The sequence below is a fragment of the Pseudomonas sp. Leaf15 genome (genome assembly GCF_001421425.1).
Lineage (GTDB): Bacteria > Pseudomonadota > Gammaproteobacteria > Pseudomonadales > Pseudomonadaceae > Aquipseudomonas > Aquipseudomonas salomonii.
In genome coordinates this window covers 64,780-79,824 of the sequence record NZ_LMKI01000023.1, presented here as the reverse complement: position 1 = coordinate 79,824, position 15,045 = coordinate 64,780, and the positions used below count along the sequence as shown (strand labels likewise).

Genomic DNA, 15,045 nt, shown 5'->3' with positions numbered 1-15,045 from the left:
AGAGGCACAGAGCTTACACCATGGGGCTGCTCAGGTCTCGCCGCGGCAGATGGAAAAAATTTAATTGACCAAGAAGAACGATCGTTCTACTGTCTACGCCATGAACGATATCAACAGCAATGAAACCCGCGACATTATCCTCGACGTCACCGAGAAGTTGATCTATCGCCACGGCATCGCCGCCACCGGCATGGAGTTACTGGTAAAAACCGCCGGCGTCTCGCGCAAAAGCATTTACCGTTACTTTGCCAATAAAGACGAACTGGTCATCGCCGCCCTGCAACGCCGCGACGCACGCTGGATGCAGTGGCTACGCACGGAAGTGGAACGCAGCGAAGGCAGCGGCGAGCGCCTGCTGGCGCTGTTCAGCGCACTCAAGGCCTGGTTTGGCTCGGCAGACTTTCGCGGTTGCGCCTTTATCAACACCAGTGGCGAAACCGGCGACGCCCAAGACCCGGTGCGCCTGTTGGCCAAGGCGCATAAACAAAAACTGTTCGAGTACGCCCTTGAACTGTGTAAAGCACATGGCACCCCCGACCCCGAACGGCAGGCCGCGCACCTGCTGATCCTGATCGATGGCGCCATTACCGTTGCCCTGGTCATGGGCGATTCAACAGCGGCTGATAATGCGCAATGCATGGCGCGAACCTTATTGGCGCTTTGAACGCACAGGCTGAGCAACTTTCGACAACACCCTGGTATTTATAGGAGCTGCCCCATGTCATCGACAGCAGAACAACGCCCGCCACTGCCACCGTTTACGCGTGAATCGGCGATTCAAAAAGTGCGCCTGGCCGAAGACGGCTGGAACTCCCGCGACCCAGAGCGCGTGTCCCTGGCGTATACCCTGGACACGCAATGGCGAAACCGCGCCGAATTTGCGCATAACCGCGAAGAGGCCAAGGGCTTTCTCACGCGCAAATGGGCCAGGGAACTGGATTATCGGCTGATCAAGGAGTTGTGGGCATTCACCGACAACCGTATCGCCGTGCGCTATGCCTATGAGTGGCATGACGACTCCGGCAACTGGTTCCGTTCCTATGGCAACGAAAACTGGGAATTCGACGAAAACGGCCTGATGGCCAACCGTTTTGCCTGCATCAACGATCTGCCGATCAAAGAAACCGAACGCAAATTCCACTGGCCGTTGGGCCGGCGCCCGGATGATCATCCGGGATTGTCTGACCTGGGCCTGTAAGCCACACGCATAGGTACCTACACAACCCGTTATTGTGGCGAGCAGGCTTGTCCTGCGTTGGGCTGCGAAGCAGCCCCTAACCCGGACGCCGAGTTTTTTCAGGAGAATTGCAGTGCCTTCACTGGGGCTGCTTCGCAGCCCAACGCAGGACAAGCCTGCTCGCCACAGGAGAAATTGGCGGCCTTCAAACCAGCTCCCACATTGGCTCATCGAGCTCTGTCAGTCCTGATTCAAGCCGACGCGATACAGCACGCCCTTGTCCTCATCGGTCAGCACATACAGGAAGCCGTCCGGCCCTTGCCGCACGTCGCGAATCCGCGCCTTCAACCCGCCCAGCAAGCGTTCTTCATGGATCACCTTGTCGCCGTCGAACTGCAGGCGAATCAATTCCTGGCTGGCCAACGCGCCGATAAACAGGTTGTGATCCCAGGCTTTGAAACGCTCGGCGTCGTAGAACGCCATGCCGCTGATACCGGGGGACTTCTCCCAGACGTGGTGGGGCTCCACAGTGCCCTCCACAACCTTGCCCTTGGCTTCCGGAATCGGCGTCAGCGAATAATTGATGCCATGGGTTGCCAGGGGCCAGCCATAGTTCTTGCCGCGCTCGATGATGTTGATTTCATCACCGCCGCGCGGGCCATGTTCGTTCTCCCAGATCGTGCCGCTCCAGGGGTTCAACGCCAGCCCTTGCGGGTTGCGCTGGCCATAGGACCAGATCTCCGGGCGCACGCCCTGCTGGCCCACAAAGGGGTTGTCGTCCGGCACACGGCCATCCGGGTAAATGCGCACGACCTTGCCTTGCAACTTGTCCAGGTCCTGGGCCGTCGGCCGGTCATTGTTCTCGCCCAGGGTCACAAACAGGTAGCCATCCCGGTCGAAGGCCAAGCGCGAGCCGAAGTGATTGCCGGTCGACAGCTTGGGCTCCTGGCGCAAGATCACCTTGAAGTCTTTGAGACCGCTCAAGTCATCGGCCAAGCGCCCACGCCCCACGGCAGTGCCGGCCGTACCACCCTCGCCGCCGCCTTCGGCATACGACAGGTAGACCAGGCGGTCCTGCTTGAAGTCTGGCGACAGTACCACGTCGAGCAAACCGCCCTGCCCTTTGGCCCACACCTGCGGCACGCCAGTCAGCGGCGCGGACAGTTTGCCGTCCGGGCTGACAAAGCGCAGATGGCCAGGGCGTTCGGTCACCAGGAAGCCTTGTTTGTCCGGCAGAAACGCCACGGCCCACGGGTGGTCGAGGCCTTTGACGATGGGGGTGGCGGTGATGCTGCCTTGTTCGCTGGGGAACTGCTGGGCATCCGCCGCCATGACGGCCGTCGCGGGCAGCAGGGCTGCGCAAATAGCGGCTAACAGGGTTTTACGTAGAAACATAAGACGGAGTCCTTACCGGCGATTGCCGTTGGCATCGTAAGTGGGCGCTTTGGGTGCAGTGGCAGGACGGCTCGGGGCCGCGTTACGCGTCGGGTAACGATTGCCGATACCGCCGTTTTCGACGGTGGGTGCAGGGCCGGTCGGCGGGGGTTGAACCCCTCGGGTGGTGGCCGGCGCATTGGGTTGGGTGCCCTGCATGCTGTTCGGGTTAGCCCGATGAATTGGGCTGTTATTGGTGTTGTAGCTGCCGGGCAGGTTCTGCGCCTGGGCCAATGGCGCGAGGGCCAGGCCCAGCGCGACGACGGCGAGGTAACGCACACAGCTGTTCATGACAAAACCTCTTTGGGGCGAGTAGTACGTGCTTTCGATAACACGCTACGCCTTGGGTTCGGCTTTCGACATTAAATAGTTTCTCATCAGATGTAACACGATCTGTCAGCGCATCTGTCCACGCATCTGCCAGCCGAAACTTTTGCGCCCGCCTGCGAGTCACCAGAACACCGACTCTTCTCAAGGAAACACAGCCATGCCAAGGGCAATCTGGAAAGGCGCCATCAGTTTCGGCTTGGTCCATATCCCGGTCTCGCTGGTCTCGGCCACGTCCTCCCAGGGCGTTGATTTTGACTGGCTGGACAAACGCAGCATGGACCCGGTGGGCTATAAGCGCATCAACAAAACCACGGGCAAGGAAGTCACCAAGGACAATATCGTCAAGGGCGTGGCCTTTGAGAAAGGCCGCTACGTGGTGCTCAGCGAAGACGAGATTCGCTCGGCCCACCCCAAGTCGACCCAGACCATCGAAATCATTGCCTTTGTCGCCGCCGACCAGATCCCGCTGCAAAACATCGACACGCCCTACTTCCTGGCCCCGGACAAACGCGGCGGCAAGGTCTACGCACTGCTGCGTGAAACCCTGAAAAAAACCGCCAAGGTCGCCCTGGCCAACGTGGTGTTGCACACCAAGCAACACCTGGCGGCGCTGATGCCGCTGGAGTCTGCGCTGGTATTGGTGATGCTGCGCTGGCCCGCCGAAGTGCGCAGCCTCGACGAGCTGGAACTGGGCAGTGACGTGACCAAACCGAGCCTGGCCAAGGGCGAATTGGACATGGCCAAACGCCTGGTCGAAGACATGAGCGCCGACTGGCAGCCGGACGAATACCGCGACAGCTTCCAGGAAAAGATCATGGCGCTGGTGGCGAAGAAGGCCAAGGCCGGCAAGGTTGAAGACGTTGAAAGCCAGGCCGGCAGCGAAGAGCGCAAATCGGCCGATGTGATCGACCTGACCGAACTGCTCAAGCGCAGCCTGGCCGGCAAGCCCGCCGCGAAAAAGCCCGCGACCAAAAAACCGGCCGCGAAAAAAGCCAGCAAAAAGGCCTCTTGAGCCCGCCATCAGCCGGAGAACGCCATGGCCAAGCCCCTGAGTGAGTACAAACGCAAACGCGACTTCGAGATCACCGCAGAACCCGCAGGCGAGGTGCCCGCCGGTAAATCCAAGGCCTCGGCGTTATCCTTCGTGATTCAAAAACACGACGCGCGCAACCTGCACTATGACTTTCGCCTGGAACTCGATGGCGTACTCAAAAGCTGGGCCGTGCCCAAAGGCCCGAGCCTGGACCCCAGCCAGAAACGCCTGGCGGTCCACGTTGAAGACCACCCGCTGAGTTACGGCAATTTTGAAGGCAATATCGCCGCCGGGCAGTATGGCGCCGGTGATGTCATCGTGTGGGACCGTGGGGTCTGGCAACCTCACGACAATCCGCACAAGGCGTATGCGGCCGGCAAACTCAAGTTCACCCTGGTCGGTGAAAAACTTTCCGGCGATTGGGCACTGGTACGCACTCGGCTCAAGGGCAGTGGCGACAAGGAACAGTGGCTGCTGATCAAGGAAAAGGATCAGCAAGCCCGCCCGGCCGAAGACTACGACATCGTCAAGGCCCAGCCCAAAAGCGTACTCAGCGACGCCACCGTGGGCAAGCCCGCACCCGCGCCTGCACCGCGCGCAAAGCGCCGGAAAGCCCAGACCACCCTGCCCGATCAATTCGCGCCACAACTGGCCACCCTGGTCGACCGTGCCCCAGCCGGCGATTGGCAATACGAGATCAAATTCGACGGCTACCGCATGCTGGCGCGTATCCGCGACGGCGATGTGCGCCTGTTCACCCGCAACGGTCATGACTGGACCGAGCGTTTGCCGCGCCAGGTCAAGGCGCTGCAAGCCCTCAAACTCCAGGACAGCTGGCTGGATGGCGAAGTGGTCAGCCTCAACGCCGACGGCTTGCCGGACTTCCAGGCGTTGCAGAACGCCTTCGATATCGGCCGCAGCCTGGATATCGTCTATTACCTGTTCGACGCGCCGTTTCTACAGGGCCAGGATCTGCGCGAAGCCCCTGTGGAACAGCGCCGTGCCGCGCTTAAGTCCGCGCTGTCGGGCAGCCGCAGCAAATTGCTGCGGTTTTCCGAAGCCTTTGCCGCCAACCAGCGCGACATCTTCGAAAGCGCCTGCGACCTGGCGCTTGAAGGCGTGATCGGCAAGCGCGTCGGCAGCCCTTACGTGTCCAGCCGCAGCGCCGACTGGATCAAACTCAAATGCCGCCTGCGTCAGGAGTTTGTGATTGTCGGTTACACCCGCCCGCAAGGTTCGCGCACCGGCTTCGGCGCACTGCTGCTGGCGGTCAATGACGACAACGGCTTGGTGTATGCCGGGCGTGTCGGCACCGGGTTTGATCAGCACACGCTCAAAACGATCTACGCCCAGCTCACGCCTTTGGAGCGCAAGACTTCGCCGCTGCACACACCGCTGACCAGCAGCCAGGCACGCGGCGTTCACTGGGTGAAGCCCGAGCTGGTCGGCGAAGTCAATTTCGCCGAATGGACCCGCGAAGGCGTGGTACGCCAAGCCGCGTTCATTGCGCTGCGCAGCGACAAGCCTGTGGCGCAGATCATCCATGAGCAACCGCGCGCGGCCAAATCGCTCAAGCAGGCTTCAGCGCCGAAAAAAGCCGGCAATGGCGTGAACATCACCCACCCCGACCGCGTGATCGACCCGCAAAGTGGCACGCAAAAGCAGCAGTTGGCCGATTTTTACGCCAGCATCAGCGAATGGCTCCTGCCGTTTCTGCACCACCGGCCGGTCTCGCTTCTGCGCGCGCCGGAAGGCATCGAAGGTGAGCAATTCTTCCAAAAACATGCCGAGCGCCTGGCCATTCCGCATATCAAGCAGTTGGACCAAAGCCTCGACCCCGGCCATGCACGGCTGATGGAAATCGACACCGCCAAAGCCCTGCTCGGCGCCGTGCAGATGGGCACGATCGAGCTGCACACCTGGGGCGCCACTGCCGACAAAATCGAAACCCCGGACCTGTTTGTGCTCGACCTCGACCCGGACCCCGCACTGCCCTGGAAAAGCATGCTGGAAGCCGCGCAACTGACCCTGTCGGTGCTCGACGAGTTGGGCCTTCAAGCGTTCGTCAAAACCAGCGGCGGCAAAGGCCTGCACCTGGTCATCCCGCTGGCGCGCCGGGATGGCTGGGAGACGGTGAAGGCCTTTGCCAAGGCCATCGCACAGTTCATGGCACAGCAACTGCCCGAACGCTTTACCGCCACCAGCGGTCCGAAAAATCGCATCGGCAAGATCTTTATCGACTACCTGCGTAATGCCCGCGGCGCGAGTACGGTGGCGGCCTATTCGGTACGGGCACGCCCGGGCCTGCCGGTCTCGGTGCCGGTGAGCCGGGAGGAATTGAAACGGTTGCGAGGTGCACAGCAGTGGACGGTGGCTAACCTGCATGAGCGTTTGGACACGCTCAAGGACGACCCTTGGGCCGGTTACGCCAACCGGCAGAAGATCAGCAAGAAGATGTGGGACAAACTGGGGGCTGAGCCGCCGCTGTGACAGGCATGTCGAGTGCCGGTCAGATGTGGGAGCTGGCTTGCCTGCGATAGCATCAACTCGGTATACCTGATACACCGAGGTGTCTGCATCGCAGGCAAGCCAGCTCCCACACTTGGATCTTCACTTATCAGGGAGACAGCAACCGCACGCAGATCAAATCAGGATAAAAATCAACGCCAACCCAGCAAAAATCGCCCACTTCTCAAGGTAATACCGCGCCCGATTACGCTTTTTCAGCTCTTTGCCACGCAAACGGATCTTGTACAACCGCGTAAACGCACGGTTCAAACCGCCCGTCTTGTCACCCTCATCATTAGGCGAACCCGCCGCCGCCATCACATTACGACTGAACCACCGGTTAAACGCCGCCGCCCAGCGGTATTTCATCGGGCGCTCAATGTCACAGAACAAAATAATGCGGTTCTGCTGCGTCGTGTTCTCAGCGTAATGAATGTAAGTCTCGTCAAACATCACCGGCTCACCGTCACGCCAGTAGTAACTCTCACCATCCACATTGATATAGCAACCCGGATCGTTCGGCGTATCCAGCCCCAAGTGGTAACGATAGGAGCCTGCATAAGGATCACGGTGACGCACCAGCTTGGAACCCGGCGGCAACTCGGCAAACATCGCCGCCTTGATCGAGCCAATACCTTGCACAAGCTCAGTGGTGCGCGGGCACAACTTCATCGCCGACGGATGACTGTCGCCGTACCACTTCAGGTAAAAACGCTTCCAGCCCGACTTGAAGAACGAGTTGAAACCCACGTCATTGTATTGGTCCGAGCGCTTGATCTCGCCCGCGCGCATCAGGTTCTGGCCTTCCTGGCGGATTTCCTCCCAGTGTTCCTGCAGCGGGCTCAGGTCCGGAAAGTCGCTGGGCGACAGAAACGGACGGCTTGGCTGCCTGGAAAACAAGTAGAGGAAGCAGTTGATCGGCGCCAGGAACGTCGAGTGATCGCTAAGCTGGCGGCCCAGCTTGTGTCGCACTCTGCCACGCAAGTGAACATACGCAATGGAGGCAACGTAGAGAACAACAATGATGAGTTTCAAGGGATTCGTCACAAGTTAGAAGAGAACAGGCTGCTCCTGCGTGCACACAACGGCCGAGGATTTATAAGCAGCACCTGAAATCACGATTACATAGTGGCGGCTGTCCGGACGAGTCACTTCCGGAACCAGGCCATTGGCCTTTATTTAGCCACAGTTTGTAACCAAAGGTTAACTAAGAATTGTGAAAAGCTGTCTACGCAGCGTGTAGGACGCGCAAGCGCCTGTGTGGACGCAAGCCCGGATTGGGGTTACCTGAAGCGCAGGCGGTTGCGCTGCCAATCCAGAAAAAATTCGTCATCCAAGCAGGTTCCAAGCCCCCTTCGGTTACAATCGCGCCGATCAACCTCCCGCAAAAGGAACTTGCATGACACCTCAACAAGACCCGGACTTCACCGCGCTCCAGGGCGCCTGGGAGCAGATCTCCCTGGAAGACAGCGGCGTACACAACCCGCCCGACGCACACAGCGCGCCGGGTGCCATCACCACGATTCGTGGCGATCAGTTCGAAGTCCAAACCGTGAATGGCGACCTATTGCTGGCTGGCCGGTTTTCACTGGACAGCAGCACCACGCCCAAACGCATTATCTGGGTGGACTCTATGGGCGATGACGCCGGCAAAGCCTTACCCGCCAGCTATCGCCTCAAAGGCGACGAATTTGTGTTTATCGCGGCGGATGAAGGCATGCCCCGCCCGACCGTCTTCAGCACCGGGCCAGGGCAAACCATGCGCACCTTTGTGCGTCGCCGGTGAATCCTGGCATCCGAAACGCCGACAGGGTTTTCACACCGCCTTCACCTCCAGGCCTTTAGCGTGAGGCCACCTACTCCAGTGACTCACTTGGCCCGCCGCTACTGTCGCGGGCCTTTTTTTGGGCGCAAAAACCGCTTTAAACCGAGCGTTTGATGGCCGTCAGGGTGAAACACAACGGCAATTGAGCTGGCTGGTGTTCGTACTGGTCATACAGCTCTTCCCGGTTGGAGTGCGGGTACTCCTGCAGATGCTCGATCTGCAGGTGCGCCGCAATCGCCCCGCTGACGACGCTGCCCAGGGTATGCACGTACCAGTAGGACGTCGGCCCAGGAACCTCTTTCAGCCCTTCGTAGACAATCGATTGCTGCAGCACGAACGGATCGCGTTGAAAGTACGAACTGGCGGGCAATAGCGGGTTAGCCGCCTGCGGGTCGAAGACTTCCAGGAAAGGATGCGTCTCATAGATCACCAGGGTGCCGCCGGGCTTGAGGGTGCTGGCCACATGCTGCATGAACAGCGCCACATCCGGCATCCAGCCGAGTACGCCAATGGTGACCAAGGCAATATCAAACCGGCCAAGCAGTTGCTCAGGCAGGTGATGGATATCGGCTTCGATGAACTGCGGGTCATGCGGGGAAGCATCCGCCAACGCCCGAGCTTGCGCCAGGAAGGCTGCCGATTGATCGACGCCCACCACTTCACGCGCGCCCAGGCCAAACAACGACAGGCTTTCACGCCCGTTGTTACAGCCGATCTGCACCGCCGCCTTGCCGGCAACGCCGACGGTTTGCAACAGCGCGGTAATGGTGGGGTCGAGGCACGAAAAAGTCGGTTCAGCGACAGATTGCAGCAGTGTGTTCCAGGTCGCGGTACCTTTGTGCAGCGCGGCAGAGGCGTCCCAGGCGGCCTTGTTACTGGCGATCGCCTGTTGAGCTGAGGGCATGTCCATTGCGTCTCCAAAGAGTCATTTCAGCGGGCTACGAAAAATAATCCAAATACCCGCCAGATAAAACCCTCAGCAGCCGCGAAACTTCTGTTCAGGCCCATGGGTCACTAACCCAACGAGTGTCCAGCCCCTGAACACCCTTTGCGAAGACAACGCCGTGGCCAATCACTCTGACCTGCGTAATACCTTGTCCCTGGACAGCCTCAACTTTTTCCTGGCAGATGTGCGCGACGGCCTCGGGCCCTACCTGGCGATTTACCTGCTGGCCGTGCACCAATGGGACCCGGCCAGCATCGGCGTGGTCATGACCCTGGCGGGCATCGCCGCACTGGTCACCCAAGGCCCGGCGGGCGCGCTGATCGACCGCACACGCAGCAAGCGCGCCGTGATCGCCGTGGCTGCGATCCTGGTGACCGCCAGTTGCCTGCTGCTGCCGTTTGTCAGCACCTTCAGTTGGGTGGCCCTGACCCAGGCTGCCAGCGCCGTGGCCGCCTCGGTGTTTGCCCCGGCCATATCCGCCATTTCCCTCGGGATTACCGGACCCCGCGCCTTCACCCGGCGTACGGGCCGCAATGAAACCTTCAACCACGCCGGCAATGCCGTGGCCGCGCTGCTGGCCGGCGGCCTGGCGTACCTGTATGGCCCGGTGGTGGTGTTTTACCTGATGGCCTTTATGGCGCTGGCCAGTATCGTGGCCGTGAGCTGCGTGTCGGCCAAGGCGATTGACCATGAAGTCGCCAGGGGCTTTGACCCGGCCCACCACAGCGATCACGAACAACCGTCCGGCGTGAAAGTGCTGCTGGCCAACCGGCCGCTGCTGATATTCGCCATCTGCTGCGCCCTCTTCCACCTGGCCAATGCGGCGATGCTGCCGTTGGTCAGCCAGAAGCTCGCGCAGATCAACCTGCAGATGGCCACGCCGCTGACCTCGGCGTGCATCGTCGCCGCGCAGTTGGTGATGGTGCCGATGGCCTGGCTGGTGGGGCTCAAGGCCGATGTGTGGGGGCGCAAACCGTTGCTGCTCGCAGGTTTCCTGATTCTGCCGCTGCGCGGCGTGCTCTACACCTTGTCCAGTGATCCGTACTGGCTGGTGGCGGTGCAGATGCTCGACGGCATCGGCGCGGGAATCTTTGGCGCACTGTTCCCGGTGATCGTCAAGGACCTGACCCAGGGCACCGGGCGTTTTAATGTGAGCCTTGGTGCGCTGTCGACGGTGTTTGGCCTGGGTGCGGCGTTGAGTAGCAGCCTGGCCGGTTTCGTGGTGCAACAGGCCGGCTACAACGCGGCATTCCTGACCCTGGCGGGCGTGGCCGCGGTGGCCTTGGCGCTGTTATGGCTGGCGATGCCGGAGACTCTGGAGAAACCATCGTTCGCCTGCCATACAACTGTCGCCTGACATATGCGACAATGCGCGCCAAATTCCAACACACAGCCAAAATATTCTGCTCAGCGACCGGGTTTCGCGCCTTGATGTCGCTGTTGACGCATGCCTGAAGGCTCCTGCCGCCACGCTCGCAACTCATTGATAGGTAAAGTAATTGATCTCCACAGCTAACATCACCATGCAGTTCGGCGCCAAGCCGCTCTTCGAGAACGTCTCGGTCAAATTCGGCGCCGGCAACCGTTATGGTTTGATCGGTGCCAACGGTTGCGGCAAGTCGACCTTCATGAAAATCCTCGGCGGCGACCTCGAGCCGTCCGGCGGCCAGGTCATGCTGGAGCCGAACGTGCGCCTGGGTAAACTGCGCCAGGACCAGTTCGCCTACGAAGAATTCACCGTGCTCGACACCGTGATCATGGGCCACGAAGAGCTGTGGCGGGTCAAGGCTGAGCGTGACCGCATCTACTCGCTGCCGGAAATGAGCGAAGAAGACGGCATGGCCGTTGCCGAGCTGGAAACCGAATTCGCCGAAATGGACGGCTACACCGCCGAATCCCGCGCTGGTGAACTGCTGCTGGGCCTGGGTATCCCGCTGGAACAACACTTCGGCCCGATGAGCGAAGTCTCACCCGGCTGGAAACTGCGGGTATTGCTGGCCCAGGCGCTGTTCTCCGACCCTGAAGTGCTGTTGCTCGACGAACCGACCAACCACTTGGACATCAACACCATCCGCTGGCTGGAAAACATCCTGACGCAGCGCTCCAGCCTGATGATCATCATCTCTCACGACCGTCACTTCCTGAACAGCGTGTGCACCCACATGGCTGACCTGGACTACGGCGAGCTGCGCCTGTTCCCGGGCAACTACGACGAGTACATGACCGTGGCGACCCAGTCCCGCGAGCAGCTGCTGTCGGACAACGCCAAGAAGAAGGCGCAGATCTCCGAACTGCAATCCTTCGTCAGCCGCTTCTCGGCCAACGCTTCGAAAGCCAAGCAAGCCACCTCCCGCGCCAAGGCGATCGACAAGATCCAGCTGGCCGAGGTCAAGCCATCGAGCCGTGTGAGCCCGTTCATCCGTTTCGAGCAGAACAAGAAGCTGCACCGCCAGGCTGTGATGGTCGAAAAAATGGCCAAGGGCTTCGACGGCAAGCCGCTGTTCAAGGACTTCAGCTTCCAGGTTGAAGCCGGCGAGCGCGTAGCGATCATCGGCCCCAACGGTATCGGCAAGACCACCCTGCTGCGCACCCTGGTCAACGAACTGACCCCGGACGCCGGCAGCATCAAGTGGACCGACGCCGCGGAGCTGGGCTACTACGCCCAGGACCATGCCCATGACTTCGAAGACGACGTGACCCTGTTCGACTGGATGGGCCAGTGGACCCAAGGCGAGCAAATGATCCGTGGCACCCTGGGCCGCATGCTGTTCTCCAACGACGAGATCCAGAAGTCGGTGAAAGTAATTTCCGGTGGTGAGCAAGGCCGCATGCTGTTCGGCAAGCTGATCCTGCAAAAGCCGAACGTGCTGATCATGGACGAACCGACCAACCACTTGGACATGGAATCCATCGAAGCGCTGAACCTGGCGCTGGAAAACTACCCGGGCACGCTGATCTTCGTCAGCCACGACCGTGAGTTCGTATCGTCCCTGGCCACCCGCATCATCGAGTTGAGCGCCACCGGCGTGATCGACTTCAGCGGCACCTACGACGACTACCTGCGCAGCCAGGGCGTGGTGTTCTAAGCACCCGCTGTGGCAAGCCGGCTTACTGTTGCAGACCCGCTTGCTGTGGCAGGCCGGCTTGTTGTGGCGAGCAGGCTTGCCCTGCGCTGGGCTGCGAAGCGGCCCTAAAACCAAACACCGCGTTTTGCCTGGCAGAACGCGGTGTTTTTTATTGGGGCTGCTGCGCAGCCCAACGCAGGGCAAGCCTGCTCGCCACAACAAGCCTGCAAGCCACCATGAAGCCCTCGCCTCATGCGGCCCATTCAGCAAAACCCGTTAGCCAGCTTCCTTTTCCCCCACGCCCTTGCCATCATGCCCTCACCGCCCGCCCGCGAATGAGTGACCATGCCTGCCGCCGCCCCCAGCTCCCTGTCGATCACCCTGCAGATCGTCTCCATTGTCTTCTACACCTTTATTGCCTTTATCTGCATCGGCCTGCCGATCGCGGTGATCCCAGGCTATGTGCATGAACAACTGGGCTTCAGCGCCGTAATCGCCGGGGTCACCATCGGTTCGCAATACCTGGCCACCCTGCTCAGCCGCCCGATGGCTGGGCGCATGTCGGATAACGTCGGCACCAAACGCGCGATCGTGCTGGGTTTGGCGGGTATTCTGGTCAGCGGCGTGCTGACGTTTTTCGCAACACTGGTTCAAAACATGCCCGGCCTGAGCCTGGGCATTCTGATCGTCGGCCGCCTATTGCTCGGCGTGGCCCAAGGCCTGATCGGCGTTGGCACCATCAGCTGGTGCATGGGCGCGGTCGGTGCCGAACACACGGCGCGCTCGATCTCCTGGAACGGTATCGCCTCCTACGGCGCCATTGCCATAGGCGCGCCGCTGGGCGTGGTGATGGTCGCCGACTACGGCTACACCAGCCTGGGTATCGCGCTGTCGGTGCTGGCTGCCGTGGGCCTGGTGTTGATCCGCAATAAACCGTCGGTGCCGGTGGTGCGTGGCGAACGGCTGCCGTTCTGGTCGGTGTTCGGGCGCATCGCCCCGTTTGGCGCCAGCCTGTGCCTGGCGTCGATCGGCTACGGCACGCTGACCACCTTTATCACCCTGTATTACCTCAACCGTGGCTGGGCCGGTGCGGCGTACTGCCTGACGGTGTTTGGCGCGTGTTTTATCTTGTCGCGCCTGGTGTTTATCTCGGCCATCAGCCGCTTCGGCGGGTTCAGCGCGGCGATTGCCTGCATGACCATCGAAACCGTCGGCCTGACCCTGTTGTGGCTGGCGCCGTCCACCGGTGTGGCGCTGATCGGCGCCGGGCTCACCGGCTTCGGTTTGTCGCTGGTGTACCCGGCGCTCGGCGTGGAGGCCATCAAGCAAGTGCCCAACAGCAGCCGTGGCGCGGGACTGAGTGCGTATGCGGTGTTTTTTGACCTGGCCCTGGCGATTGCCGGGCCATTGATGGGCGCCGTGGCACTGAACCTCGGCTATGGCTGGATCTTCTTCTGCGCCGCGCTGCTGTCGGTCACGGCCCTGTGCCTGACCGTGCAGCTCAAGCGCCGCGCTTATTGATCAGCGGTCTGCAAACCGGCGCGGGTCGACTGACCCAGGGTGTGCATGAAGAAGCGCCCCGCTTCCGAGATCAGGTCACGGTGGATGCCTTCGCGGTCGACACCGTCGGCATCCGTGCAAATCGCCGGCATGGCCAGCAGTTGGTCACTGTCACACGGCGCCATAAACACAAAGTGCCCGGCCCCGGCCAATAGTTTGAAATCCGGCGGTTGCGGCAGTTTGCGCGCCAGGGCGGCGGCGTTCTTGTCCACGGCCACCAGCTTGTCGCCGTCGCCGCTGTAGAGCAGCACCGGCACATGCACATCGGCCAGGGTGTGGCGGCCGAACATCAGGCTCAGCGGCGCCATCAGCATCAAGGCATGAATACGTGGGTCGGCTTGCGGCTGCAGGTCTTCGCGGTCGACCACCAGTTCGCCCTTGGTGGTGCAGGCATCGCGGTCTTCCGGGCGCTCCTGGCAATAACGGCGCAGGCGGTCGAAATCCGGCTTGGCCCCAGCCAGGATCAGCGCGGTTTCACCGCCGGCTGAATACCCGATAACCCCCACCTGGTCGATATTGACGAACGGCGACAGCATCGTATCGCCCAGAGTGGCGGTAATCGCTGCGGAAATCTGGATCGGCCGCCCGTACAGGTTGCTCACCGTGCCCAGGCGGCTGTGATCCTTGTAGTTGTCGCCGGGATGCAAAACGGCCACTACCACAAACCCCTTGCGCGCCAGCGAAGTGGCCAGGTCGTGCAGCGCCAGCGGTGTACCGGTGTTGCCGTGGGACAGCATCAGCATCGGGAAACGCCCGATAGCGACTTTGGAATCCTGGGTGGCGGCCACATGGTAAGGGCCCAACTGCGTGGAGTGTTCATCGTCGGTGGACGGGTAAAACGCGATGGCATTCATCGGCTGCTGATCCAGCGGGTCGAGAAAACTCATGCGATGAAAGCCCACACTCCAATGCGGGTGCGGCGCCGGGGCGGCGTGCACTGAAATCAGGCCGCCGAACAGGGAAAGAACCAAAACAGCACAAAGACGCATCATGGGGATGTCCACCTTTGCTGCGTGACCACGTTCAACACCCGCGGCATGTCGGTTTGAAAAGTCCATGGGCCAAGGCACTCGCTCCGGGTGATAAACCCATGCGTGCATAACCTGGGCCAAAGTAATGACAGCGGGCAAACGAAAAAACTCCGTACTCCGGTCGCGTTCAGGCGAT

13 protein-coding genes are annotated in these 15,045 nt (G+C 60.9%); 8 read left to right on the top strand and 5 right to left on the bottom strand.

From position 1 onward, the window contains the following. Nucleotides 1–100 precede the first annotated feature (100 nt). Entirely contained in the window at nucleotides 101–664 is a 564-nt protein-coding gene (locus ASE80_RS16705) for a TetR/AcrR family transcriptional regulator (protein WP_056859902.1), read from the top strand. Between the two features lie 54 nt (nucleotides 665–718). Then, nucleotides 719–1,198 carry a nuclear transport factor 2 family protein gene (locus ASE80_RS16700; protein ID WP_056859901.1) on the top strand — a complete coding sequence of 160 codons (480 nt, stop codon included), beginning with the start codon at nucleotides 719–721 and terminating at the stop codon, nucleotides 1,196–1,198. Nucleotides 1,199–1,417: 219 nt separating this feature from the next. Here ASE80_RS16700 and ASE80_RS16695 read toward each other — a convergent pair whose 3' ends face one another. Continuing rightward, nucleotides 1,418–2,572: a PQQ-dependent sugar dehydrogenase gene (locus ASE80_RS16695; RefSeq protein ID WP_056859900.1), complete on the bottom strand. Its 1,155-nt coding sequence runs from the start codon at nucleotides 2,570–2,572 to the stop codon at nucleotides 1,418–1,420. 12 nt (nucleotides 2,573–2,584) lie between these two features. Further along, the gene (locus ASE80_RS16690) at nucleotides 2,585–2,902 is read right to left on the bottom strand and encodes a hypothetical protein (protein ID WP_056859899.1); all 318 of its coding nucleotides are present in this window, start codon (nucleotides 2,900–2,902) and stop codon (nucleotides 2,585–2,587) included. Between the two features lie 196 nt (nucleotides 2,903–3,098). Between ASE80_RS16690 and ku the strand changes: the two genes are divergently transcribed. Beyond that, nucleotides 3,099–3,953 (top strand): non-homologous end joining protein Ku, encoded by an 855-nt coding sequence (gene ku / locus ASE80_RS16685; protein ID WP_056859898.1) that lies wholly within the window; start codon nucleotides 3,099–3,101, stop codon nucleotides 3,951–3,953. Nucleotides 3,954–3,977: 24 nt separating this feature from the next. Next, nucleotides 3,978–6,464, top strand: coding sequence for a DNA ligase D (ligD, locus tag ASE80_RS16680; RefSeq protein WP_056859897.1), 2,487 nt, complete (start codon nucleotides 3,978–3,980; stop codon nucleotides 6,462–6,464). A 153-nt stretch (nucleotides 6,465–6,617) separates the two neighbouring features. Here the strand turns inward: ligD and lpxO are convergent, their stop codons facing one another. After that, nucleotides 6,618–7,517 carry a lipid A hydroxylase LpxO gene (gene lpxO, locus ASE80_RS16675; RefSeq protein ID WP_017138809.1) on the bottom strand — a complete coding sequence of 300 codons (900 nt, stop codon included), beginning with the start codon at nucleotides 7,515–7,517 and terminating at the stop codon, nucleotides 6,618–6,620. Between the two features lie 364 nt (nucleotides 7,518–7,881). Between lpxO and ASE80_RS16670 the strand changes: the two genes are divergently transcribed. Beyond that, on the top strand, nucleotides 7,882–8,268 hold the full coding sequence (locus tag ASE80_RS16670; RefSeq protein WP_056859896.1) for a TIGR03067 domain-containing protein: 387 nt from the start codon (nucleotides 7,882–7,884) through the stop codon (nucleotides 8,266–8,268). Between the two features lie 136 nt (nucleotides 8,269–8,404). Here the strand turns inward: ASE80_RS16670 and ASE80_RS16665 are convergent, their stop codons facing one another. Beyond that, nucleotides 8,405–9,217, bottom strand: coding sequence for a class I SAM-dependent methyltransferase (locus tag ASE80_RS16665; RefSeq protein WP_056859895.1), 813 nt, complete (start codon nucleotides 9,215–9,217; stop codon nucleotides 8,405–8,407). 154 nt (nucleotides 9,218–9,371) lie between these two features. Between ASE80_RS16665 and ASE80_RS16660 the strand changes: the two genes are divergently transcribed. The 3 genes from ASE80_RS16660 to ASE80_RS16650 all read left to right on the top strand — a co-directional run bounded on the left by ASE80_RS16660 (nucleotide 9,372) and on the right by ASE80_RS16650 (nucleotide 13,839). Further along, nucleotides 9,372–10,610, top strand: coding sequence for an MFS transporter (locus ASE80_RS16660; protein ID WP_056859894.1), 1,239 nt, complete (start codon nucleotides 9,372–9,374; stop codon nucleotides 10,608–10,610). A gap of 142 nt (nucleotides 10,611–10,752) precedes the next feature. Continuing rightward, nucleotides 10,753–12,339, top strand: a complete 1,587-nt coding sequence (locus tag ASE80_RS16655) for an ABC-F family ATPase (RefSeq protein ID WP_074854431.1) — start codon at nucleotides 10,753–10,755, stop codon at nucleotides 12,337–12,339. 324 nt (nucleotides 12,340–12,663) lie between these two features. Beyond that, a complete protein-coding gene (locus ASE80_RS16650; RefSeq protein ID WP_056859892.1) occupies nucleotides 12,664–13,839 on the top strand; it encodes an MFS transporter in 1,176 nt (391 codons plus the stop codon). Here ASE80_RS16650 and ASE80_RS16645 read toward each other — a convergent pair. Next, nucleotides 13,833–14,870, bottom strand: a complete 1,038-nt coding sequence (locus ASE80_RS16645; protein ID WP_056859891.1) for an alpha/beta hydrolase family protein — start codon at nucleotides 14,868–14,870, stop codon at nucleotides 13,833–13,835. The two genes, ASE80_RS16650 and ASE80_RS16645, sit on opposite strands and share 7 nt — an antisense overlap. Between the last annotated feature and the right edge of the window lie 175 nt (nucleotides 14,871–15,045).